At 40.7% G+C, this 23,250-nt stretch carries 21 protein-coding genes and 4 tRNA genes; 14 read left to right on the forward strand and 11 right to left on the reverse strand.

Annotated elements, in window-relative coordinates; translation table 11 throughout:
* From rimK to PULV_RS14860, 4 genes are all read right to left on the reverse strand, one after another.
* Positions 1–906 (reverse strand): 30S ribosomal protein S6--L-glutamate ligase, encoded by a 906-nt coding sequence (gene rimK, locus PULV_RS14845; protein WP_086745625.1) that lies wholly within the window; start codon positions 904–906, stop codon positions 1–3.
* 92 nt (positions 907–998) lie between these two features.
* Positions 999–1,532, reverse strand: a complete 534-nt coding sequence (locus PULV_RS14850; protein ID WP_193332139.1) for a sigma-70 family RNA polymerase sigma factor — start codon at positions 1,530–1,532, stop codon at positions 999–1,001.
* Positions 1,533–1,534: 2 nt separating this feature from the next.
* Complete coding sequence (locus tag PULV_RS14855; RefSeq protein WP_193332140.1) at positions 1,535–2,383, reverse strand: mechanosensitive ion channel family protein; 849 nt, start codon at positions 2,381–2,383, stop codon at positions 1,535–1,537.
* Complete coding sequence (locus PULV_RS14860; protein WP_193332141.1) at positions 2,358–2,627, reverse strand: hypothetical protein; 270 nt, start codon at positions 2,625–2,627, stop codon at positions 2,358–2,360. The genes PULV_RS14855 and PULV_RS14860 overlap by 26 nt, the downstream gene beginning before the upstream one ends.
* A gap of 144 nt (positions 2,628–2,771) precedes the next feature.
* Here PULV_RS14860 and PULV_RS14865 point away from each other — a divergent pair, with 144 nt between their 5' ends.
* The 3 genes from PULV_RS14865 to PULV_RS14875 are packed head-to-tail and all read left to right on the forward strand — an operon-like array spanning position 2,772 to position 6,104.
* Positions 2,772–4,124: a magnesium transporter gene (locus PULV_RS14865; RefSeq protein ID WP_193332142.1), complete on the forward strand. Its 1,353-nt coding sequence runs from the start codon at positions 2,772–2,774 to the stop codon at positions 4,122–4,124.
* 23 nt (positions 4,125–4,147) lie between these two features.
* Positions 4,148–5,215, forward strand: a complete 1,068-nt coding sequence (locus tag PULV_RS14870; RefSeq protein WP_086745620.1) for a DUF21 domain-containing protein — start codon at positions 4,148–4,150, stop codon at positions 5,213–5,215.
* Positions 5,216–5,225: 10 nt separating this feature from the next.
* Positions 5,226–6,104 carry a multidrug transporter gene (locus PULV_RS14875; protein ID WP_176365237.1) on the forward strand — a complete coding sequence of 293 codons (879 nt, stop codon included), beginning with the start codon at positions 5,226–5,228 and terminating at the stop codon, positions 6,102–6,104.
* Between the two features lie 75 nt (positions 6,105–6,179).
* Here the strand turns inward: PULV_RS14875 and PULV_RS14880 are convergent, their stop codons facing one another.
* From PULV_RS14880 to PULV_RS14890, 3 genes are all read right to left on the reverse strand, one after another.
* Positions 6,180–9,509 carry an amidohydrolase family protein gene (locus PULV_RS14880; protein WP_193332143.1) on the reverse strand — a complete coding sequence of 1,110 codons (3,330 nt, stop codon included), beginning with the start codon at positions 9,507–9,509 and terminating at the stop codon, positions 6,180–6,182.
* A gap of 126 nt (positions 9,510–9,635) precedes the next feature.
* On the reverse strand, positions 9,636–10,667 hold the full coding sequence (locus PULV_RS14885) for a metallophosphoesterase (protein WP_086745618.1): 1,032 nt from the start codon (positions 10,665–10,667) through the stop codon (positions 9,636–9,638).
* A 559-nt stretch (positions 10,668–11,226) separates the two neighbouring features.
* Positions 11,227–13,383 (reverse strand): ATP-binding protein, encoded by a 2,157-nt coding sequence (locus PULV_RS14890; RefSeq protein WP_086745617.1) that lies wholly within the window; start codon positions 13,381–13,383, stop codon positions 11,227–11,229.
* Positions 13,384–13,545: 162 nt separating this feature from the next.
* Here PULV_RS14890 and PULV_RS14895 point away from each other — a divergent pair, with 162 nt between their 5' ends.
* Positions 13,546–14,280, forward strand: coding sequence for a substrate-binding periplasmic protein (locus PULV_RS14895; protein ID WP_140372888.1), 735 nt, complete (start codon positions 13,546–13,548; stop codon positions 14,278–14,280).
* 92 nt (positions 14,281–14,372) lie between these two features.
* On the opposite strand, the gene PULV_RS14900 is transcribed toward PULV_RS14895, so the two are convergent.
* Positions 14,373–14,699, reverse strand: a complete 327-nt coding sequence (locus PULV_RS14900; protein ID WP_086745615.1) for a DUF3718 domain-containing protein — start codon at positions 14,697–14,699, stop codon at positions 14,373–14,375.
* A 635-nt stretch (positions 14,700–15,334) separates the two neighbouring features.
* On the opposite strand from PULV_RS14900, the gene PULV_RS14905 reads away from it, so the two are divergent.
* Positions 15,335–15,778, forward strand: coding sequence for a GNAT family N-acetyltransferase (locus tag PULV_RS14905; RefSeq protein WP_086745614.1), 444 nt, complete (start codon positions 15,335–15,337; stop codon positions 15,776–15,778).
* Between the two features lie 28 nt (positions 15,779–15,806).
* On the opposite strand, the gene PULV_RS14910 is transcribed toward PULV_RS14905, so the two are convergent.
* On the reverse strand, positions 15,807–16,463 hold the full coding sequence (locus PULV_RS14910) for a helix-turn-helix transcriptional regulator (protein ID WP_086745613.1): 657 nt from the start codon (positions 16,461–16,463) through the stop codon (positions 15,807–15,809).
* Between the two features lie 150 nt (positions 16,464–16,613).
* Positions 16,614–16,976, reverse strand: coding sequence for a histidine triad nucleotide-binding protein (locus PULV_RS14915; protein WP_086745612.1), 363 nt, complete (start codon positions 16,974–16,976; stop codon positions 16,614–16,616).
* Between the two features lie 169 nt (positions 16,977–17,145).
* Between PULV_RS14915 and PULV_RS14920 the strand changes: the two genes are divergently transcribed.
* Positions 17,146–17,742 carry a DUF2057 family protein gene (locus PULV_RS14920; protein WP_086745611.1) on the forward strand — a complete coding sequence of 199 codons (597 nt, stop codon included), beginning with the start codon at positions 17,146–17,148 and terminating at the stop codon, positions 17,740–17,742.
* Between the two features lie 54 nt (positions 17,743–17,796).
* On the opposite strand, the gene PULV_RS14925 is transcribed toward PULV_RS14920, so the two are convergent.
* The gene (locus PULV_RS14925; protein WP_193332144.1) at positions 17,797–19,629 is read right to left on the reverse strand and encodes a M1 family metallopeptidase; all 1,833 of its coding nucleotides are present in this window, start codon (positions 19,627–19,629) and stop codon (positions 17,797–17,799) included.
* 100 nt (positions 19,630–19,729) lie between these two features.
* On the opposite strand from PULV_RS14925, the gene murB reads away from it, so the two are divergent.
* From murB to PULV_RS14965, 8 genes are all read left to right on the forward strand, one after another.
* On the forward strand, positions 19,730–20,746 hold the full coding sequence (gene murB, locus PULV_RS14930; protein WP_227009420.1) for a UDP-N-acetylmuramate dehydrogenase: 1,017 nt from the start codon (positions 19,730–19,732) through the stop codon (positions 20,744–20,746).
* Entirely contained in the window at positions 20,727–21,728 is a 1,002-nt protein-coding gene (gene birA, locus PULV_RS14935; RefSeq protein WP_193332146.1) for a bifunctional biotin--[acetyl-CoA-carboxylase] ligase/biotin operon repressor BirA, read from the forward strand. The genes murB and birA overlap by 20 nt, the downstream gene beginning before the upstream one ends.
* Entirely contained in the window at positions 21,725–22,426 is a 702-nt protein-coding gene (locus tag PULV_RS14940) for a type III pantothenate kinase (RefSeq protein WP_086745607.1), read from the forward strand. The genes birA and PULV_RS14940 overlap by 4 nt, the downstream gene beginning before the upstream one ends.
* A 123-nt stretch (positions 22,427–22,549) precedes the next feature.
* Positions 22,550–22,625: transfer RNA gene (locus tag PULV_RS14945), tRNA-Thr, on the forward strand.
* Positions 22,626–22,667: 42 nt separating this feature from the next.
* Positions 22,668–22,752 (forward strand) — tRNA-Tyr (locus PULV_RS14950).
* Positions 22,753–22,797: 45 nt separating this feature from the next.
* Positions 22,798–22,872: transfer RNA gene (locus PULV_RS14955), tRNA-Gly, on the forward strand.
* A 12-nt stretch (positions 22,873–22,884) separates the two neighbouring features.
* Positions 22,885–22,960 (forward strand) — tRNA-Thr (locus tag PULV_RS14960).
* 118 nt (positions 22,961–23,078) lie between these two features.
* Positions 23,079–23,250, forward strand: a 172-nt coding sequence (locus PULV_RS14965; RefSeq protein WP_264372464.1) for a GTP-binding protein, incomplete at its 3' end; no start/stop codon positions are given.

Consider the following 23,250-nt stretch of genomic DNA (forward strand, 5'->3'; position numbering starts at 1 on the left):
TTAACCTTGTCCACGAGTACGCGTGCTATTAGGCTTCGCTTTCTTTTCAATGTATTCAATAATTAAAGAAGCCACATCGATTCCTGTTGCGCTTTCAATGCCTTCAAGACCTGGAGATGAATTCACTTCCATAACAACCGGGCCGCGGTTTGAACGTAAAATATCAACACCACATACACCTAGCCCCATTGCTTTGGCTGCGTTGACTGCTGTAGCACGTTCTTCTTTGTTTAATTTTACGATTTCTGCTGTACCACCACGGTGCAAGTTAGAGCGGAACTCGCCCTCTTGCGCTTGACGTTTCATCGCTGCAATCACTTTATCGCCAATCACTAAGCAGCGAATATCTGCACCATTGGCTTCTTTAATAAATTCTTGCACAAGAATATTTGCATTCAAGCCCATAAATGCTTCGATGATACTTTCTGCGGCTTTTTTGGTATCCGCTAATACCACGCCGATACCTTGTGTACCCTCAAGTAATTTAATAACTACCGGAGCGCCGCCAACGTTTTTGATTAATCCGCTAATACTATCTGATGAGTGAGCAAAGCCTGTTTTTGGTAAGCCGATACCTTTACGAGATAACAACTGTAACGAACGTAATTTATCGCGTGAGCGGCTGATTGCGACTGATTCATTAACAGAAAAAGTACCCATCATCTCAAATTGACGAACCAGAGCTGTACCGTAAAACGTAATTGATGCACCAATACGTGGAATAACCGCATCATAAGTTGGTAATTTTTCACCTTTGTAACCAACTGAAGGGCTATTACTTGTTACGTCCATATCACAGTGTAATGTATCAATCACATCAACTTCGTGACCTTTAGCAAGACCCGCTTCAATTAATCGGCGAGTAGAATAAAGTTTTTTGTTACGAGATAAAATAGCTATTTTCACGAATGTACCTACTTATTATTAAGTTTATTTCTATAGGTAACGTTACGAATGTTAGAAAAGTCACATTTTTTTTAATTTTTTATTAGGGTCTGTTAGTGGGAGGAAGAAATACGTTGATTTAGAAAATCCAACACGCGAGTGTGGCGCATTTTGACGGCTGATAATTTAAGGCCGACTATTTGTGCTATTTCTGAGAACTCAAGGCCTGACCGATAGCGAAGCAACATGATATTACGATCGAGCCAACTGAGTTGCTCCATGATCGAAGCAAGTAAGTGTTGCATATCTTGAGGTTTAGATTCGATATGAATATCTTCTAAATTAAATTCATCATCAAATGACACTCGACTATTTTTGCGAATTCTATCGATACACTCATTATGTGCGATTTTATACATCCATGAACGAAATGACTGCTGCCACTCAAATGACTTTAAGTTGAGCAGAATTTTAATCAGCACTTCTTGCGCTGCATCTTCACCTTCATGTTGATCATTTAGCAGGCGTGCGCAATAGCCCCTAAGTTGCGTTACATAAGGTTTCACTAATAGTTGATAAAAACTTGCATCATAGGGAAGAGCATCTTGTGCAAGTATAACAAGCTGCTCTTCATTAAATTTTTGCAAATTTAGTCTCTAGCTTGTGGTTTTGGCGATATTTTTGTTGTTTTGTTACCAAGCAAGAAAGTATTCGGAATGGTAATAATATCGCCTGACTCAGTGATCACACGTGAGGTTGCGCTACTGATAGAAACAATATTACCTTCGATATCATCAACACGTATTAAGTCCCCGACCTTATATAAATCACGCAAGTAAACCCCTGAAACAATTTCTTTGGACATTGTTTTTGTACCTATGCCTAATGAAATAGCCGCGGCTAGGCCGACACTGGCGGTAATGACAGAAATAATGGTATTGAGCAGACTCACATCGACTTCTAATTGTGTAATTGCTAACGAGAGAGTGATAACAATGATGATGCCTCTGCAAACTTCAGCTAAAGAGCGACCATAATCGATGCCTGCATTTTTTGCTGCGAATTTGGTACTTTTGAAGACAATTTGCCCAACAAAAAAGCCAAAAATCATCACAAAGAATGCAGCTAATATTTTAGGTAAAAATAAAGTTAAAGTGTCTATTAAGCCTGATAAAATGGTGAGGCCTAAGGTATCTAAAGCTGCTAAGAAAAAGAGTAAAAATACAAACGTGGAAAACAAAGAGGCAATGATTTGACTGCCGGTAATTTGAAAGCCCGTTTTTTGGAGTAGATCGGTTAAACCAATCGCATCAAGCAGGCGGGGCAGTTGAAATTTATTGAGGCCTTTGGTGATAATTTTTTTGATTATGAAGGCACATAACCAACCCGTTAACACTAGAACAAACCCTGCGATGAAATCGGGAGTTGATTGTAAAAAAACTTGCCAGACTTCGTTTAAAGTTGAGATGGTTTTATCTGATATTGTTTGATTGCTCATCGCTTTTGTCCGTATAGTTGTGCTTGTTGAAAGTGGGTTTAAGGAGTTGTGTAAATAAATTGATAAACACAATCCAAAGAGATGTCGTGCCTAAAACGGCTAAATCAGTCACTCCTTGATGTTTATTGGCACTGGCAATCGCGCGCTCTATTAACACACTGTTTTTCTGTTGTTTCACTTGTGTTAAGTCGCTTTCAGAGTCTTTACACAATTCTTCTTGAAGTGCTTTTTCGATATCATTCATGAGTGAACTTCCTAACATACAAAATGGTTTGTATTAATATTAAGAATAACGTATTTAAAAAGTAAAAAGTCACAATTAATTGTGACTTTTTACTTTTTAAATACGTTGAATCGTTACAGAACTAAAAATCAGAAGGGGTTTTAGATGGTAGAGTACCCAATTGATCAATTACCAAATTTAATTGATGCGCTTTTACAATGCGAAAATCAAGTGCAAAAGCGAGAGTTGTTAGCCGATGCCCAAGAGACGTTGTCAATTGAGCACTTGTCTTTGTTATTTGAAGCAATCCCAAAAGATCAAAGGATGGAGATTTGGGCATTATTAGATGACGATACTCAGCATGAAATATTTGTTAATTTAGGTGATGATAGTTGTCGTTGGTTATTGCATACCTTAGATGATGCTGATTGTTTTAAGTTACTAGATGAAGTAAACGTTGCACAGCTACTTGAACTTGAAGAAGTCATCCCAGAAAGGTTCATCGAATATGCTAAAAAGCAACTTGATGAAGCACAAATAAAGCAATATGACCTTGCGCAAAAATACACAGCTGAAGAGCTGGGCCATTGGTTAGACTTTGATTTTGTTAAAGTATCTGAAAAGCTCATTATGCCCAGTGTCAGAAAGCAAATATTGAAAGGCATCCCTCCTTTTACGGATGTTTTTTATACGATAACAAGGCAAGGGCAGTTGTCTGGTGAAGTGGCGATTAATGATATTTTGCAAGCTGAAGAAGGGCAAAAGCTCTATGCGATGATAGATCAAGACATCACAGCGCTTAACGCCAGTGATGATCTGTATGAAGCTGCAGAGGCTGTTATTTTATCCGGTCGAGCAGCGATGCCTGTTGTGGATGCCGATCAAAAGTTGATTGGTCGTTTGAGTTTAGCGTCAGCCTATCAATTGCGACAAGAAACAATTGATTCAGCTGCGGCCAAAGCGGGTGGTTTACGCGAAGACGAAGATCTGTTTGCCAGTGTTAGAAAAAGTGCGAAAAACCGTGGAATTTGGCTGGGGATCAACTTAGCCACTGCTTTTTTAGCGTCGTGGTTTATCGGTTTGTTTGGTGCAACCATTGAACAGGTGGTGGCTTTGGCTGTGTTAATGCCAATTGTTGCTTCGATGGGCGGCATTGCGGGTAGTCAAACACTAACAGTTATTGTGCGTGGTTTAGCACTTGGACAGGTTACAGATTCGAACCGAAGTGCTCTGCTGAAAAAAGAGTTACGTGTTGGGGCGGTCAATGGATTCGTCTGGGCGCTGGTGATAGGTCTACTCACTTTTGCGTGGTTTAACGACATGATGCTAAGCATCACGATCACAGTGGCAATTTTATTGAACCTTATTGCAGCCTCGCTCTCTGGAGTGGTGATCCCGTCAATTTTAGACAAAATGAAAATCGATCCTGCTTTATCAGGCTCAGTAATTTTAACAACCGTGACCGATATTGTTGGCTTTGTAACGTTTCTTGGTTTAGGTAGCTTGTTGCTACTTTAGAATTATTTTTAATAGGATAAAAAATGACATTTGAAGTCATGATTTGGTGTGCCATCGCTGTATGTATTTCACAGTCGGCAATTTTTTCTGGGCTAAACCTTGCGTTCTTTTCATTGAGCCGTTTACAGCTTGAAATGGAAAGTAGTAAAGGCAATGAAGCGGCTAGAAAAGTAATGGCGCTTCGTGATGATTCTAACTTTTTATTAGCGACCATATTATGGGGTAATGTAGGTATCAATGTGTTACTGACATTACTTTCTGATTCCGTTTTGATGGGGGTGAGTTCGTTTTTATTCTCAACCATTGCGATTACGATTATTGGTGAAATCACACCGCAGGCTTATTTTTCGCGTAATGCACTAAAAATGGCTAGCATGCTTTCACCTTTAATTCGCTTTTATCAATTACTTTTTTATGTTGTCGCGAAACCGACCGCCTTGGTGCTAGATGCTTGGCTAGGAAAAGAAGGCATTACTTATTTTGCTGAGAGTGAGTTGCGAGGAATTATTCGTAAACATATTGAAGCGGAAGAGGCTGATGTTCACCATGTTGAAGGTATTGGTGCACTAAACTTTTTTGCTTTAGATGAAATTACGGTGACTAAGGAAGGGGAGATAATCGATCCAGACTCGATTGTTTCTTTACCAACTAAGTTGGATTTACCTATTTTTCCAGAGCTAACTCTGGCTGCGGATAATGAGTTTTTAAGAACGCTCCACAAATCAGGTTATAGCTGGGTGATTATTACTAATGAAGACGATTGGCCTTTATTAGTCGTTGATGCGGATGGTTTTTTACGTGCTGCTTTGTTTGAGCCTGATACTTTTGACCCTTACCATTATTGTCATCGCCCAATCGTTGTCACTGATGAAGGATTAAGGCTGAGTGAAGTTATTTTGAAAATACGTGCGAGCCACTCGTCTGATAAATCATTTGATGGTGCGATAGATCATGATGTTGTGTTAGTGTGGGCAGAACAAAAGCGTATCATCACTGGGGCTGATATCTTCGGTCGATTACTCAAAGGAATGGTCGCACCTAAATTAACGTCTCATGCAACTTCGCCAAATGAAGGAGCGAATAATCAATAAGGCATTTTAGATGGCATGGATAGCGTTTACTGTTTTGGCGGCTTTTATGCAAGCATTTCGCAATGCATTGCAAAGTAAGCTCAGTGAGAGCGTCAGTGTTGCGGGTGTAACACTGGCGCGTTTTATTATTGCTAGCCCAATCGCGGGTTTGTATCTCTGGATTTTGTATCAGATTAACCCAGTTGATAGTGTGTCATTGTCAACAGGATTTATTGGTTTTGTGAGCGCCGCTGCCTTAATGCAAATTATCGCGACGGCATTAATGGTGAAGTTATTTCAGCTGCAAAACTATGCAGTAGGCGCTGGACTCGCTAAGAGTGAGGCGGTGATGGCTGCGTTACTTGGCAGTTGGTTTTTTGGTAGCAGCTTGACGGCTCTAGGTTGGGTTGGCGTGCTACTTGGCACAATTGCGGTGTTTATCCTCAGCGGTGTGAAAAGTGTCCGGCAATTGAATTTACCTACAGTGTTTTTAGGTTTGGCATGTGGGACTGCTTTTGCGCTAACATCTTTGTGGGTGAGAGAGGCCAGTATTGCGCTGCAATTACCTTTTCCTCATAGTGCTGCTTGGGTGCTGTGGTTGGTCATCACATTACAAACATTGATTTTATCAGGCTATGTCATTCTCACTCAACCTAGTACTTTTCGCCATTTACTCAAGTATAAAAAAATCACCGCCGCGGTGAGTGTGACTAGCTGTATAGGCTCAATCGGCTGGTTTAGTGCGATGAGTTTGCAACATGTTGCTTATGTTAAAACAGTCGGACAAATTGAAGTGTTTTTTATGTTGCTTGTGTCGTTGATTTTTTTAAAGCAAAAACCTAAATCGCAAGATGCGATAGGACTAATATTAATCGCGCTCGCCGCGATACTTGTTATGCTGCCACATTAATTAGGCCTGTTGTTTTGCCTTGTAATTAAAAAAGGAGGTCGATGACCTCCTTTTTGTTAGCTGCACATTAATACATTAATGTTTCCAATGATATGTGTGCGCTTTTTCTTCCATGTAGGCTTCTGTCGCTGAGTGCATTGGCGCGATATTACCGTTTTCGAAGAAGAAAGGTTGACGTTTACGGTCGTAGTTTCCGACTTCATTCATCGTCGCGGCATCGTAAACTCGGCCATTAAGCACGGTGTACGCGACAGTTTCAGATTGGCGAATGTCATTGAGTACATCCCCATCGATGATCACTAAATCAGCGAGTTTCCCTTTTTCAATCGTGCCGATGTCATGATCCATGGCTAAGTATTTTGCTCCATCAATGGTGCCACTTCGTAGTGCTTCCCATGGAGTGAAGCCACCTTGTGCCATTGACCACAGTTCCCAATGTGCGCCTAATCCTTCACGTTGACCGTGCGCGCCAATGTGAACAGTAACGCCTTTATCGCGTAATTGTTTTGCTGATTTTGCAGCATTGACGTGGTTGTAATGATGTTCAGGTGCTTTTTCACGGCGGATTGAACGAGGGTTGAGGATGTACTCAGGTACGAACGATTTTAAACGCTCATTTTTCCACACCTCAGTGGTATTGTAGAAGTAATCTTCCCCTTTGATCCCACCATAGGCGACGTTGAAGGTCGGTGTGAAACCAGCCTTTGTTTGGCTCCACATTTGCACAACATCAGAGTAAATATGTGGGATAGGCAACGCGTGCTCTAGACCTGTGTGACCATCAATAATCATGTTCATGTTCTGTTGGAATTTAGAGCCTCCTTCAGGTACTACCATGATTTCCATTTGTTTGGCCGCTTCTAAGACTTGTTGGCGAGTATCGCGACGAGGGTGGTTGTAACTCTTAACTGAGATAGCACCCGCATCTTTGAGGCGTTTCACATGAAATTGCGCATCTTCTAGATTACTAATTGGGGTTTTATAACCAGGTGCATGACCTGCATATAAAATACGACCGACTGAGTAAATTCGTGGTGCGACTGTTAAGCCCGCGCGTTGCAACTCAGCCATAGAGAATACTTCGTTTGAATCATTTGAAGGATCGTGAATAGTCGTCACACCAAAACTAACATTAGAGAACTGATTCCAGTTTTGTTCAGGTTGTAAATTACGACTCCCATAGCTGCCATGTGCGTGGGCATCAACTAGCCCTGGAATGATTGTTTTGCCAGACATATCCATCACTTTGGCCTTTTTAGGGATAGTGACATCGCTGCGTGTTCCAACGGCAATAATGCGGTTATCCTCAATTAAAACCACCCCATCTTCGATGATTTCTTGCTCTTTATCGGCGTTGCGCATGGTTACGACTTTACCACCGACTAGGGCCAGTAAACCTTCTGGTTTATCGGCTTTTTTCTCAAAGCTTAAATCAATGCCTTGGGCAGTCAGTTCGCTGACATCATCTGCCGCACCTTTTAAGAAAGCGAATGTATCAGTGAGTTTGCGTTGATATAAAGTAGGGCCAAATGCCCACGTTAACGCGCTACTGTCTGCTTGCCAATTTAAGAAATCGCCAGAATATTTAGAGACCTGTTTAACAGGCAGTGACTTGGCGCCTTTATTAATAGACAGTGTTTTACCTGTGCTGGTGAAAGGCGCTACAAAGGTGTTGAAGTTTTCAATGAACGCAACATACTGACCATTAGGCGAGACGCGAAAATCAAAGATATAGTCGCCTTTGAAATGAGAACGTTCTTGCTGACCATTGAGATCAACAGACTTTAATTCGCGGCTTGTTTCATCAGCCGATACATTGAAGTAGATGCGATCTTTGTCAGCACCAAAGTGAGGGTTATCGCCTTTTTTGATAATGCGAGTGTGTTCTTTACCTTTGCGGTCAGTGAGGTAAATCCCAGGTTCCATCGACCAATCACCGCTTAACAAAAAGCCACCGGTAATTTTTCGATATAGGATTTGATTACCATCAGGGGAGAAGCTTGGGGTAATAAAGTGCCCTGGCTCTTGCGTAATTACACGACTTTTGCCGCCTTTGGCTGATACTACACGCACAGCTCCAAGATTTTGGTCGTCCCAACTTGTATAGACAATGTGTTTACCATCACGGGAGAAACTAGGGTAGAACTCAAAATGGTCATTTTGCTTCGTAAGGCGCTTCACTTTACCTGATTGAATGTCTTTGGTGTAAAGGTAACCTAAAGCTTGAAATAAAGCGGTTTTTCCATCTGGAGAGATTTGCGACCAACGAGCTAATTTTACTTTAAATGTATCAGGGGCGACATCTACCGCAAATTTAAGCGCTGGGGTAATGTGTTTTTCGGCCACAACTTGTGTCGGAATCACAGCCGCTTTTTTAGTGGCGATATCAACTTTATGAAACACTCCTGCAGACCAAAACACTAAGGCTTTGCCGTCTGGCGTGTATGCAAAGGCTGGGGTGTTCCCTTGTGCCCCATTGGCTTCTTGTAAGTCGCGATCAAGGCCTGCGACAATTTCAGTTTCAATGCCTGATTTTAGGTCTTTAATGTAGAGTGCACTTTGCATCTCTTGACCATTTTCAACGCGTTTTACAAACGCAATCGATTTTCCGTCTGGGCTAGGTGTGGGGCGGATTGCTCCACCTGAGCCGCGAATAACCGTTTCTTCTTCTGCGGTTGCTAAATCCCACGAGCGAATTTCAAAAACGGAACCTAAGGCATTTTTGTTATATTGCCAAGTGACACCTGATGTCGCATCTACAGAGTAATAGATTTTTTTACCATCCGTAGAAAATGCGGGTTCAGCCACATTTTTTTGTGATTTTTTGCCGTGTAAGCGTTCACGGACTAAAACACCTTTACCACCTGAAACGTGATACATACGAATTGAGCCACCCGGAATCGTTCGGCCGGTTACTTGGCCTTGCTTGACGGCAATGTATTGTCCATCGGGTGACCATGCTGGATTGTGTAACAGATTATGGGATTCATCCGAAACTTTGCGCATGTTCTCGCCATTTACATCCATCACCCACAAGTTTTCAGCTCCCTCTCGGTCTGAAATAAAGGCTATTTTGCTGCCATCTGGTGAGAATTTAGGTTGGAAGTTCCAAGCGCGATCATGGGTAATCGCTGTCGCTTTACCACCTGACATCGGCATAGTGTAAATATCACCTAACATATCAAACATGATGGTTTTTCCATCAGGGCTGACATCTACGTTGCTCCATGTTGTTTCTGTGGTATCGATGGTGATGGTTTGCTGCTCGCCTGGTGGGTTAAGTACATCCCATTTTTCAGATGCGGTATCTTTTGCTTTTGCGTCTTCAGATGCAAAGCTCATCGGGGCTGCACTTGAAAGTGCTAAACCTACAGCGAGCGCGAGGTGAGTTTTGATAATTTTCATGCTAAGTTGCCATTGTTTTTATGTTGTGGCTTAGCATGGCTAAAAATGCTCCCTAAGTCGAATAAGCGCGACAAACAGCCGGTTATTTACGATAAACGACTGTTTATTCCATGCTGAAGGAGTGTGCTACTCAACAAAAAATGAACTGTGCTGACCTTGCATGTCGGCCCGAATAAACTGCTGATTTTGCCACATGAGTAATTCGCCTTTAATCCCATTTTTAATTGAGCTATCAATTGCCAGTACTTTATTGTTATAGCGGGTTTCAAGCTGCTCAAAGGAAGTGTGTCCAACTACAATTCGTTGTGCATCGAGTGCTTTGAGGATGCTTTGTATATCAGTTTGCTGTAATTGCGCATCACGAAAGTACCCGCGATACCAAATTGGGCCCGTTGTGGCATGAAGCGCAATGTGAGTGGGGTTATTAAGCATCTCTTTTTTAGTTAAACCGATACTGTTGCGAAAGTGCTGGTTGGCTTGCTCAAGGCTTAAATTTAAATCGATAAAGTCCTGATGAATACCGCCATGCAAAAATACTAACTGATTAAGTTTGATAATAGTGGCTTTACTTCGTAGCCATTGACCCAGTACGGTATTGGCTGAAAATAAGCTTTTGAGATCTTTTTGCATTACGTTCAGTGTTGAGACATATTTAGGGTGCAAGTAACGCTCATCGCCTCTTAGTACCATATATTCATGGTTACCTAATAAATAATGAACCTTCCCTCCGGCTTTTTCGGCTTGTTGTTCTAGTTTATAGATTAACCAGAGTGCTTCAGTCACAGTGTCGCCTCTGTCAAAAATATCCCCAGTAATGATTAAATGGCCTTGTCCAAACTGCCAATTATGGTGTGCATCTATCACTTTATTGTTCTTAAGTAGCGTTATAAAAATAGATACTTGGCCGTGAATATCGCTAATTGCGGCCCATTTCTCGACATTGTTATAGGTATCTTTTTTTGCAATACTAAAGTGCTCAGGGATTGAATACGGCCCTTGATAGGGAGTGATCGTCAGGTGATTTTGTTTGATATCAAATTGCAGTAAGTCATTTTGCTGGTAAATCAGGTAAGGGCCATCGTTAAAGCGCTCCTTCGCATGAAGGTCGAGGGCGAATACTGCGATCAAAAACAAGCAGCTAAAATATATTTTGGGCATACAAACAATCCATGAGGTAATCGAAGGCTGATATCATCAGAATGCGAGGTAGAACTCAAATCTTCTTATCTCTTTTTAGTCTCTATTTTGTCAATAGTTGAGATTTTGGCCGCCAAGAAGGAGTGATTGATGCCATCGACTGTGTTAACCACCGCATGGCACCAGCTTCATTAGTAATAGCTTGTTTTTTTTAAAGCCTTGATTGGAAATGGTCATTTTATCGAGTTGGTATTTAGTTAAGCTGTAATGACTGGGTGGAAACACTTGTGCGACATATTGGAGGTTTTGTTCGATCAATTGATTTACTAATTGTTGAATGATGGGCTCAATTGCAGGGATCCCTACAGTAAAATATTTTAGGTAGACTAAGTGTGCGAAGGGTTGACCATTAAATGTGTCGGCTAGTTTTTTGAACTCGACGCAAAACTGAAGAGCTGTTTTTTCATCCTAACTGCCAATGACCTGTGCATAAATGCAGTGGGAATCTTTTTCTAATCGATACAAACGAATCTGTACCATGATACGCGTTAACCCTAACCGACGTGAATTGTGATTGTCATTATAGTGTACTGCGCACATGTTTTAAGTATTGCGCTAAACTTTGCTGCCATAATTCAATCGCATGCTCTAAGTTTATGCTCAATTTGTTGTCGAGCAGGCGTCGCTCAAGCTTTTTTAATTCCATGCCATACAAATTGAAACCAAGTTGCAAAGCTGTACTCGCTTGGCGGTGGAGGATTTTAATGCATTGTTCAGGATCGGCTTCAATCAGTTCTTCACAACGATTAAGTTTACTGCGAGCCGATAATACAAATTCATTATAGATGGCAGACAATTCGTTATCGTCAAAGGTGCTCTCGAGTGCTTGCGCTGCACTTGTGTCGTACAAAATAGCATTAAGATTGAGAGTGTGAAGTGGCACCGGTGCTTTTTGAGAATCGGCTAATGCTTTTCGTAATTTAGCTTGTTTAATGGGTTTAGCGACGACGTTCTTAATTCCGAGTTTTAGGTATTCTTCTATTTCATCAGCACTGACACTCGCAGTGAATGCCAAAATAGGAGTACGCTGGTTTTTATGCTCGACTAATTTTAAGCGTTTAATGACTTCTTGACCGGTAAAATCAGGCAGATTCATATCCAGTAATATCACATCAAATTGATATCGCTGCATCAGCTCGATGGCGCTTTGTCCATCGTTGGCTAATTTGACCTTGTGTTCATCGGTGGCCATTAATTCGATGGCTATTTTCTGGTTAAGAGGTAAATCTTCCACGAGCAATATTGATAGCCCAGTCAAATAGTGACTAGAATGATGGCGTTGTTCAACCAGACTTAACTCGCCCAAACCTAAGGTTAAAGTAAAACTAAAAATACTGCCTTTGCCTAGTTCGCTTTTTATTTCGAGTTGGCTCCCAAGTTTAGCTAAAATACGACTAGTAATAGCTAAGCCAAGGCCTGTGCCACCTTTGCTTTTCCCGGTGCTGTTTTGAAAATAAGGCTCTGTAAGGTATTCAATTTCTTCTTCTTCGATACCAGGCCCACTGTCGTGAACTGAAAATTTTAGGGTGTGCTCTAAGGCTGTCGAGCGAATGAGTTCGACCTCGATGCTGACTTCTCCTTTGTCAGTAAACTTAATCGCATTATTGAGTAAATTATGTAGCACTTGCCTAAGACGTTGTTGGTCGCAGTAGTAGCATGATTTTTCAGGTAAATTAAAGTTGAATTTAAACTCAATTCGCTTTTGTTCTGCGACTGGGTTGGAAAGTAAACAAATGCTTTCTAGGTAAGGTTTTAGTTCAACGTCTTCTTCGTTAAGGGTGTCAGAGCTTTGGTCAACGGTGGCAAAGTTCAGTACGTTATCAACTAGCACATTTAAAGATTCGGCTGAGTTGATAATAGCCTCACAATAACGTTTATTTTGCGAGTCACGAGTTTGGTGCATGATTAATTGTGCACTGCCTAAAATTCCATTAAGCGGTGTTCGGATTTCATGGCTCATAGTTGATAAAAATAACCCTCGCAGTTCCGCATCTTTTTGTGCTTTTTCAGTTAGTTTTTTTAAGTGTTCTGAGCGGCGCTCATTACACAGTACAGCGATGCCTGTGGCATAAAACATTGGTGTGACAATCCCAATGAATAAAATTGCAATGCTGAACCAATTGTTTTTTATGATGGCTGACGACTCTAAATCGCGTAACCAAAGGCTACGGATTGTAAATACAGTAATCAATAAACTGAAATGAAGTAAATAAATAATGCTGGCATTGGGGTAGCGTTTTAATGCAACTTGAATGAACAGATAGCTCAAAAATAAGCCTTCAAAAACTCGCTGTAAATCATAAATTAAAATTCTAAGCGGTAGGCTTTCGCTGAAAAATAAACTCCAGCTAATCAATAAAGAGAGTAATACAGTCAAATATAAAAAAATACGCAAACTGAATTGGTTGAATTCAAAAAAGCGATATAAAGCGAGAGCCTGAACAACGGATGCAGCAAAAAGCAAATTATAGCCAATTGCTAATCCGATTTGATTAAAATGACCATGTTGGCTATGCGTAAAAAAACCGGTTAAAGCTGCTAGTACTAAAATAGGATAAAAAACGTAGAGTAATGTCCCTGGAATATTTTTGTTTGCTCGCCACGTTAAAAAGTTAAGTAAGCACATAACGGATGTGATACAAAAACTTGTGTAAAAAAGTGTTTTGAGATCAAACATGATGGGGCCTTAATAATCTATTGTCTTCATCATAACAAAGAAATTCATGAGACAAGAAGGTGTAAATGGATTTCGCGCAAATTAGCCCGATATTAGCTACTATAAATGATTATAAGTCGGTTGATTGGCTTCATTGTTTTGTGGATACGCTAGGGAGGTAACTTGCAATTAAAATACTTGTTAATAAGTATGTTATTGCTTACGGTCAGTGCGAGTAACGTTGAATGTATTGAACGCCCATTGCCACGTTTGCAAGTCGTGACTGAAGAATGGCCTCCATATAATTATACTGATCAAAAAGGGCAGGTCGTTGGACGTGCTACCTCACAAGTAGTCAGGTTATTAAACGCAGCAAAAATTGATTTTGACTTACTTAGTTACCCTTGGTCACGCTCGATGCAGCAGGCTAAAAATAATCCTAATACGATGATTTACTCAATTTTTCAAACGGCTGAACGCTTGAATGATTTTGTTTGGTTATGCCCTTTGATTGAGAGCCCTAAAATGCATTTGTTCCGTTTGCAAGCAAGGCAAGATTTACAGCTAGCATCAATTGAGCAATTGGCTGGGCAAAGTGTCGCTGTTATAAAGGATGATTTTGCTGATCAGTTGTTTAAACAGCGTGGCAGCTCGCTCGACGTACACATTGATAATTTAAGTTCAAGTCATGTTAATTTTAAAAAATTAATGGCTGGGCGAATCGATTTCATGGTTTCATCAGAATTTACTATGTTGGAACATTTAAAAAGAAATGATTTAGATGAGCACCTTGTCGTTGCGCAAATTCCAATCATAACAGCAGTAAAAGAGCCTCTTTGTATGGCTTTTAATAAACAAACCGATCCTCTTATTATTGCGAAAATAGCCGAGGAAATGGATCGGCGTTCATTAAAATAGTGACAAAGAAAAAGGCACCTTTTCAGGTGCCTCCTAAAGTATTGGGAATGTCATAATAAAAGTAGCACTCCTGCACAAAAAATCAATAACATTTATTTAACATTTTCGATGGCGCTATAAAGCGTGTACTCTTTTTGATAGCGCTGTAAGTTGCTCGCGATACGTTCTGCGGAATGCTTAGTGGCAAACTCATGCAATGTGAGGTCATTACAGCGGATGTTTTTGGTCACTTTATGCAACGATAAGCGATTTTCTTTTAGTGTTTTATATAGACGCAGTGGTTTATTGCTAGCAACAGCCATACACACTTCGGTTGAAATGCTGGCATCTGCTGCTTTTAATGTGTGGTTAGCATGAGCCTGTGTGTTGAAAGTAAACATTAATGCCGCTGCTGATAATGTGATAGTAAATAGTTTCATAGTAAAATCCTTCTTAGTGCGCAAGTAAAGTAAGTGGTTTGAACTTAACTAGAGAGTAAGGCAAGAACTTTAAATTTGTGTATCAAAACAAAGCGAGGACGTAACAAGGTATGTGCAAAGCGAATTTGAACTGATAATAAATTGTAAGCGAGCTAGTGTAGTTAAACGGTCCTAATATGTCGTTTGACATACTTTGGTTACTGTCTGCATATTATGCTTGCCGTTTAAACCCATTCCATGTGGTGAAGTAAGTGTGTTCACTAATCGAACGATGAAAATGTTAATATGTTGTTTTTCAGCCTAGCAGCGTGATTAATATTTTTTGTTACATTAGAGTTGGTTAAGAGAGTGATTTATTTTTATTAACACAGGTTTTGCGTTGGGGGCTTGTGCATCCTTGTGGTTAAATTTTATTCGAAATAAAAGCGCTTTTAGCCGAACCTTTAGGATTGCGTTCGTTGAGGCTTTTTTACTGTGTTATCACCTTTACGTGTAGGCTTCTACACCGTAAAAAACGCTGCTGAATAAATCTTCAATAACACGCTGAAAAAACAATCAAAAAAGATCAACAACCCCTAGTCAAATAGGGTGATTTCATCGTATGGTGAGGGTCTTGTAATCGTTTGGGTACAAATATGATAATTCATCGTGCTTATTTAAATGACGTAGAAAAGGTGGCTGATTTATTTGATCAGTACAGGCAATTTTATCAGCAACCATCAGATCTGAGTGTCGCCAAGGCTTTTTTAACCGAGCGGATTGCTGCACATGAGTCGGTAATTTTTTTAGCAAAATCCGACGAAGATGAGGCACTTGGTTTTGTGCAGCTTTATCCATGTTTTTCCTCTATTTCGGCCAAGCGTAGTTGGATTTTAAATGATTTGTTTGTGATTGATTCGATGCGCGGCAAGGGGATAGGTAAGGCACTACTGAATGAGGCTAAACAGTTAGCTCAGCAAAGTGCAGCACAAGAACTTACTTTGCAAACGCACGTTTCAAATTTAGAGGCACAAAAATTATATGAATCGCTTGGATATGTAAAAGAAACCCAGTTTTACAGTTATTACCTACCGATATAAAGGTAAAAGGCGCTCAATGAGCGCCTTTTTAACGTAATTCTGTAGGGATATTTTGCTGGGCCCACGATAATAATTCAATTCTGTTACGGCATTTTGTTTTTCTAAAAGCACTATAAAGATGAGTTTTAACCGTGTGAGGACTAATACTTAGTTCATCAGCAATTTCTTTGTTTTTACACCCTTTACTCATTAAGACAATGATTGCTTTTTCACGCTTTGTGAGGTTTACCGGCTCGGCGAGTGTGTCTGTAAGCTGAAGAATATTGTCTTTATTAAAGTGTAATAATCGGCTTAATACGTTACACATGATATTTCGGCGATACCAAAGTTGGTTATCCAACAATAAGCGGATCCCTTTCATTACAACATCGGCATTATCGGTCGCGTAGAAAACTCCACGAATACCACTGAGTAACGCACGATTTGCGAGTTCTGTGTTTTCATTAATATTAAATAAAATAATGTCGCAATCAACACTTAGTACACGCAAATGGTTTTGTAATTGTTCCCATGCATTTTCAGCGCTGGCTTCAATAAAAAGAAACTTAGTATTGGCTGATATTGAACTAGGATCTTCTCCATGAGCAACTTCAATGCCTTGAGTTTTTAATAAAGGCGTTAAAACATCTAAACCGAGATTGTTGATTGGATTGGGTTCTAACAGGATAAACGCAGAACTTTTCATATAGATTGTATCCTAGCCAAAGTTAAACATGGCATTACTAATATTTAATTGATGCATTAAGTACCACAATCCTAACACAGGAATTGATTACTTTGTATTGCTTTTTTTAATTCAGCTAGTACTTTTATACTTACCTATCTTCCTAGGTATTTATTTCATTCTATCGCTAAAAGGGGGCCAGCCTAAAGCTTTACCTGCAAGCATATGTAAATGAATGTGATAGACCGTTTGTCCGCCGTCTTCATTACAATTCATCACCACACGATAACCACTTTGAGCAAAACCATGCTCTTTAGCTAGGTGCGCTGCGACGCTATAAAGTTTACCAATTAGTGCGTGATCGTGTGGCGTGATGTCATTAATTGTGGCAATTGCTTTTTTGGGAATAATTAACACATGGAATGGGGCTTGTGGATTGATATCGTTAAATGCCAATGTATCTTCATCTTCGTAAATAATCGTGGCCGGAATTTCTTTGTTGATAATTTTAGTAAAAATTGTCTCGGTACTCATGTGGGTGCTCCGTAGTTTAGTTTAAAAAATCATAAGTGATCCTAGGGTTAGGAAAAAGCATTATTGTTTGTCGTTCTCGTTATTTAGTCTAATTACGGCTAACTTTAAGCTGTGATTTATGTTTACATCGGCTAAATTATCTTAAAAAGCGAATAATAAAGGTGAAGGAATGAAATTGTTTAGTTGCTTGTTCTTTGGAATGTTTTCAACATCAATTGCTGCTGCAACATTTAGCGTGCCGGAGGAGTTTCAATTACTGAGATTAAATGAAGAGCCAATTGAGAAATCTTGGTTTAGCAATACCAGTAAACTAGACCTTCCTGTTGGGGAGCATATCGTCAAATTGAAATATTTAGATGTATTTGAAGAAGAATATGATCAGCATGAAGTGATTGAGTCAGATCCGTTTTGGCTTTTACTAACGATAGAGCAAGAAAATCAAACATTGCAGATAGAATTTACGCGCCCGCAAACGATTGCAAAAGCAAAAGTCTTTGCACAAAAAAGCCAAAAACAGCTTTTTTTAGCTGGTGAGCCATTAATGATTTACACCGAATTACCCCAACAAAATGCGCACATTCCTCAATATAAAGAGAGTGCTGAATCGGCAATACATGCAGATGAATCGATAAGCCAGCCGATAGTGGTTAACGGTGAGACTGATTTACAACCCAGTGCATTGCAAATGCTTGAATTTTGGTGGCAGCAAGCAACATTTGAAGAACAACAAGCATTTTTATCCAAAAGACACACAACTAAAAAATAACAGTAAAGGCAGAGCGACTGCCTTTACTGTTATGCTTGAATGGTAAATTACCGTTTATTCAAACAGCGCATCGATGGTACCTTGCGCTAATGGGTGATAGGTATTGCGTGCTTTACGATATACATTCTCAGCCCATTGCTTTTTGTCATTTTTAATCAGAGTTTTGTAAAGCGGCACAATGAGTTTGCGTCGGCCAATATCTGACAAGTGTTTATCAAGGGCTGGGTAGATTTCATCGTAACCGTTACCCACAGCAAGCATAAACCACGCAAATGCTCTTTCTGCGTTAGTTGATTGTGTTAAGTTGTAAGTGTTATCCAGCTCAACCATTTTTTCAATAGCTAAATCGCGAGGAAGGTTATTGATGAAGTAAAGCCATTCATGCACCGTCCAATTATTGGTTGGCAGAGCTGATGCGGTGATGCCACCTTTTGTCCAAAGACTTATTTGTGTATCAACCTTATCAAATGCATCTGAAGTTGGCGTCGGTGCATCGGCAGGTAAACCGGGTTGGTATATCCATTCTTTTGCTTTATCAAGTGACACAATACCTGGGTGCTTACTGAGTAAGTGTTTATCTAAGTATCCTACAAACTCAGCAGTGGCAAGTGATTTAAAGGCATAAGTGTTGAAGTACTCTTTAACAAACACATCAAAAATCTCACGGCCAAATTGTTGCTCAAGGTAAATTAAAAACAACTGCCCTTTAGTATATGGAATTGAGCTAAAAGCATCATCTGGATCGCGACCGTTTAATTTCAGGTTTAAGCGAGTATCTGGAGCATCGATAGTCTCTAACTGAGCACGAAGGCCTGCGGCATCGAGGGCTTGTTCCATTACTGCGCGATCGCGACCAAATACTTCTTCCATAATGCGGTTTTCAACGTAAGACGTGAATCCTTCGTTTAGCCATAAATCTTCCCATGTCGCGTTGGTCACTAAATTACCGGACCACGAATGTGCTAATTCATGTGCAATCAAATTAACGAGGCTTTTGTCACCTGCGACCACCGTGGGCGTAATAAACGACAGACGTGGGTTTTCCATGCCACCAAATGGAAAGCTAGGTGGCAGCATCAGTAAATCATAACGACCCCAAGCGTATTCACCATACATCTTGTTGGTTTTATCGATCATGGCTTGTGTATCATCAAATTCAGCAACGGCGGCATCAAGAATAGTCGGCTCAGCATAAATAGCTGTTTGATGAGACATTTCTTTGTATTCAAGGTTTCCTGCACCAAAAGCAATCAAATAAGGAGGAATGGCTTGTGGCATATCGAAATGGAAATCACCGTCTTTGTAGAGCGCATCTTTATTATCGGCACTCATCACGGCACGGACATCTTTAGGGGTCTGAATACGTGCATTGTAAGTCACGCGCATGGCGGGAGTATCTTGGATTGGCATCCAGCTTCTGGCATGAATGGCTTGTGACTGGCTATATACAAATGGCTGTGTTTTTGTTGCTGTCTGCTCAGGAGTTAACCATTGAAGTCCTGACGCCTGTGGTAATGAATTATAGTAAATACGTACTAACTTAGCTTGTTGTGCTAATTTGATACTCAGCTTGGCACCTTTTACATCATCGCGAGTCGCTAAATTAAAACGAGCTGAATGCCATTTATCATCCAGCCCTTTATACATCACTTTATCAATTTCTAAATCTCGGGTGTCTAGAATCAACTCTGAAGCATTCGCGTTTTTCCAGTTAAGGGTGTGCTCAATAAAACCTTCAAGTTCTTTCGCTTCAAAATTAATCGCGACATCAAGGTAAACATGAGTGGAGATCACGTCATCTAAATTTGCGTAGCTGTGTTGATCTTCCGCTAAAGCTGCGGCTGAGTGGCCAAGCAAAAGAGCGGCCATAATAGAGTTTAATTTCATAAGTTCCTTGAACGAGTTAATTTGAACAATGGCCTACTATATACCACAGCTTAAGCTTTGCGGTAAGATATTGGGCATTAATGCTATCGAGGTTTACCCATTGCCGTCGCTTCAATCCCTTCATACTTTTTCTTTGCCAAGCAATGCTGAGAAAATTATCAAAGTGACTGATCCAAATCAGTTAACAGACATTGATTACTCTATCCCATTTGTGGTGATTGGAGAGGGAAGTAACACGCTATTTTTGGATGACTTTGTAGGTCAAGTTATACAAATAGCGAATATTGGTATTGGCATCTCTGAAGATGAGCACATGTACCATATAAAAGCTGCAGCTGGGGAAAATTGGCATCAGTTAGTCTGTTATACCCTCAATAAAGGGATTGCAGGATTCGAAAATCTAGCGCTTATTCCTGGATTGTGTGGCGCTGCACCAGTGCAAAATATAGGTGCGTATGGTGTTGAGCTGAGTGATTTTTTGGTGAGTGTTGAGGGCTTTGATATTATCACAGGGCAATTTAACACGCTCACCGCAGAGCAATGTCAGTTGAGCTATCGAGATTCAATCTTTAAGCATGCGTTGAAGCAGCGTTTCATTATTACGGCAATCCACTTAGCGGTGCGTAAAAATTGGCAGCCGAATTGTCATTATGGCCCACTACAGCACCTTCAGGAACCGACGGCTCAGCAAATATATGATTTAGTTGTTCAAACTAGGCAAACAAAATTACCTGACCCAAAGCAAGTTGCAAATGCGGGGAGCTTTTTTAAAAACCCATTTATTACAGCAGAACATTTCGTGCGTTTAAAAACCCAGTTTCCTGATCTTGTGGCTTTTCCTGCTGTGGATAAACAAGTAAAAGTAGCGGCGGGCTGGCTCATTGATCGAGCGGGTCTAAAAGGGGAGAAAATTGCCGGGATTGAAGTGAATCCGCAACAAGCTTTGGTCTTGTTAAATCATGGTGGAAGTGGCGGCCAAGATGTCTTAAAGATGATTGAGCGAATTCAGCATGAAGTCCATGCACTGTTTGATATTAAATTGCAGCATGAGGTTAGGCTCATTGGTTCACAGGGCGAAATAATCATTGAGGTGAATCATGAAAACCCTACAAGGTAATAAACAGGCCATCTTGGACGCTTTACAACAAGGGCGGTTTGTGTCTGGTGAGGTATTAGGCGAGCAACTTGGGATTAGTCGAGCGGCAGTGGCTAAACATATTCAGTCGTTGCAGCAATTAGGGCTCGATATTTTTACCGTGACTGGCAAGGGATACCAATTAAGTGCAAAGTTATCATTATTAGATCCATTCAAAATCGAACGCAGTTACCAAGCTACGAAAGCAGACAAACAAGCCGGTGCTCAGTTTGAAGTGTTTTCGATTATAGATTCAACCAATAGTGAATTAATGCGCAGAATTGTCGCTAATCAAAAGTTGTCGAGTGGCACTGTTGTGGTGGCGCAATGTCAAAGTTCAGGGCGAGGGCGACGCGGGCGTCAATGGCAATCACCTTTTGGTGCAAATCTTTACTATAGCTATTATTGGTTTTTAGATGATGGGCTTCAAGCCGCAATGGGAGTCAGTGTTGCTGTCGGTTTGGCTGTATATGACTGTTTAAAGCATCTTTACGGTATTGATGTCACCTTAAAATGGCCAAATGACGTATTGGTGTCTGAGCAAAAATTAGCGGGTGTATTGGTCGAACTCGATGGGCCAGCTGAGGGGCCGTGCAATTTAGTGATTGGGATAGGTTTAAACCTCGCAATGCCAAACAGTGCCAGTGAAAAAATAGATCAAGCTTGGACTGATTTGAATTTGCTTGGGGTTGAGGTTGACAAAAACATCCTAGTGGCGACTTTAACTCATGCTTTAGAGCGGCGACTTGAACAGTATCGAGAGGCTGGTTTACAGGCGATGCAGCAAGAATGGAATCAAGTGCATGCGTTTCAAGGTCAAAGTGTCGAATTAATTACTGGACAAAGACGATGGCAAGGAATTTGTGAAGGGATTGATCCGCAAGGTGGGATCCGAATTAGACAAGATGGTGAAGTGAAGAGTTATTTTGGTGGTGAAATTTCACTACGCAAGGTTAAAGTATGATTTTATTAATTGATGCGGGTAATACCGCAATTAAACTCGCCGTGAGTGACGAGCACAATCAACCTACTTTAATTAAACAGGTACAATTGTGTTGGTCTAAGATTTCGCTCGTGCTTTATAGTTGTGTTAAACATTCCGCCGAGTTACAAGCCATGATAGACACAGCGCAAGCGCATGGGATTGAAGTGTGTCGGGCCAAGGTATCCCAACAGCTAGACGGACTAGTGTGTGGTTATGAGCATTTTCACAACTTGGGCATTGATCGCTGGTTAGCTGTTATTGGGGCGCAAAATGACTACCCAAATGAAAACTTGGTCATAGTTGATTCCGGTACTGCTACCACAATTGATTTTGTATCTCTGGATAAAAAGCACCTTGGCGGCTGGATTATTCCAGGATTAGATTTAATGGTTGAGTCTATTTCACAACGTGCGCCAGATGTATTTTCAGATTCTGAGGTAGGATTTGAAAATATTACCGGAACGAATACACCGAATGCGTTACACAATGGTTGTTTTGTAAGCACGTTAGGTGCTGTAGTAATCGCACAACAACATTTTAATCATTATTGTCGAGTTATTTTTACCGGTGGCTATGGTTTTCATCTGCATCAAGCGATGGAAAATACTCAGTTTGATGAGCGACTTATTTTTAAGGGGCTGCTCGTTTGGTATGTAAAACAAGCAAAAAACAACTAAAAACCTGCTTTTAGCTTAAAAGTTATTCGATCAAACATAAAAAGTTAATTTTTTTTAATTTAATGGTTGCATCCCCCCAAACCTTGCTCTAGAATCCTGCCCCGTACTCAAGTAGTACAGCGTGCCGACTTAGCTCAGCTGGTAGAGCAACTGACTTGTAATCAGTAGGTCAACCGTTCGACTCGGTTAGTCGGCACCACTTTCTTTCGAGGCCGAAAGAAAGCTGATACAAGAATTTTGTGGAGGGGTTCCCGAGTGGCCAAAGGGATCAGACTGTAAATCTGACGGCTCAGCCTTCGGTGGTTCGAATCCACCTCCCTCCACCACTTATCTTGACGGGTCTTGCAGTAGTTAAGAACTAGGTTCCTAAAGCGGGCATCGTATAATGGCTATTACCTCAGCCTTCCAAGCTGATGATGCGGGTTCGATTCCCGCTGCCCGCTCCAGTTTCTGGTGTTGCTGATATAGCTCAGTTGGTAGAGCGCACCCTTGGTAAGGGTGAGGTCGGCAGTTCGAATCTGCCTATCAGCACCAGTCACTCAGAATCATTTCTTCTCTCCTTCATTGATTTGTCAAAATAATATTCAATAATGAATAAGCTTACCACCGTAAGCGTTAATCTGTACTCTAGACAAAACTTATAGGTTCCGTCATGGCAAAAGAAAAGTTTGAACGCGTAAAACCGCACGTAAATGTTGGTACTATCGGCCACGTTGACCACGGTAAAACAACTCTAACTGCAGCAATCACTAACGTACTTGCCAAAGTATACGGTGGTACTGCTAAAGATTTCGCATCAATCGATAACGCTCCAGAAGAGCGCG

It is taken from the genome of Pseudoalteromonas ulvae UL12, from assembly GCF_014925405.1.
Classification (GTDB): Bacteria; Pseudomonadota; Gammaproteobacteria; order Enterobacterales; family Alteromonadaceae; genus Pseudoalteromonas; species Pseudoalteromonas ulvae.

Bases quoted from the DNA above. Each gene is read 5' to 3' on its own strand.
- PULV_RS14855 (WP_193332140.1), bottom strand. From the start codon at position 2,383: ATGAGCAATCAAACAATATCAGATAAAACCATCTCAACTTTAAACGAA.
- PULV_RS14860 (WP_193332141.1), bottom strand. From the start codon at position 2,627: ATGAATGATATCGAAAAAGCACTTCAAGAAGAATTGTGTAAAGACTCT.
- PULV_RS14865 (WP_193332142.1), top strand. From the start codon at position 2,772: ATGGTAGAGTACCCAATTGATCAATTACCAAATTTAATTGATGCGCTT.
- PULV_RS14870 (WP_086745620.1), top strand. From the start codon at position 4,148: ATGACATTTGAAGTCATGATTTGGTGTGCCATCGCTGTATGTATTTCA.
- PULV_RS14875 (WP_176365237.1), top strand. From the start codon at position 5,226: ATGGCATGGATAGCGTTTACTGTTTTGGCGGCTTTTATGCAAGCATTT.
- PULV_RS14880 (WP_193332143.1), bottom strand. From the start codon at position 9,509: ATGAAAATTATCAAAACTCACCTCGCGCTCGCTGTAGGTTTAGCACTT.
- PULV_RS14885 (WP_086745618.1), bottom strand. From the start codon at position 10,667: ATGCCCAAAATATATTTTAGCTGCTTGTTTTTGATCGCAGTATTCGCC.
- PULV_RS14890 (WP_086745617.1), bottom strand. From the start codon at position 13,383: ATGTTTGATCTCAAAACACTTTTTTACACAAGTTTTTGTATCACATCC.
- PULV_RS14900 (WP_086745615.1), bottom strand. From the start codon at position 14,699: ATGAAACTATTTACTATCACATTATCAGCAGCGGCATTAATGTTTACT.
- PULV_RS14905 (WP_086745614.1), top strand. From the start codon at position 15,335: ATGATAATTCATCGTGCTTATTTAAATGACGTAGAAAAGGTGGCTGAT.
- PULV_RS14910 (WP_086745613.1), bottom strand. From the start codon at position 16,463: ATGAAAAGTTCTGCGTTTATCCTGTTAGAACCCAATCCAATCAACAAT.
- PULV_RS14915 (WP_086745612.1), bottom strand. From the start codon at position 16,976: ATGAGTACCGAGACAATTTTTACTAAAATTATCAACAAAGAAATTCCG.
- PULV_RS14920 (WP_086745611.1), top strand. From the start codon at position 17,146: ATGAAATTGTTTAGTTGCTTGTTCTTTGGAATGTTTTCAACATCAATT.
- PULV_RS14925 (WP_193332144.1), bottom strand. From the start codon at position 19,629: ATGAAATTAAACTCTATTATGGCCGCTCTTTTGCTTGGCCACTCAGCC.
- birA (WP_193332146.1), top strand. From the start codon at position 20,727: ATGAAAACCCTACAAGGTAATAAACAGGCCATCTTGGACGCTTTACAA.
- PULV_RS14940 (WP_086745607.1), top strand. From the start codon at position 21,725: ATGATTTTATTAATTGATGCGGGTAATACCGCAATTAAACTCGCCGTG.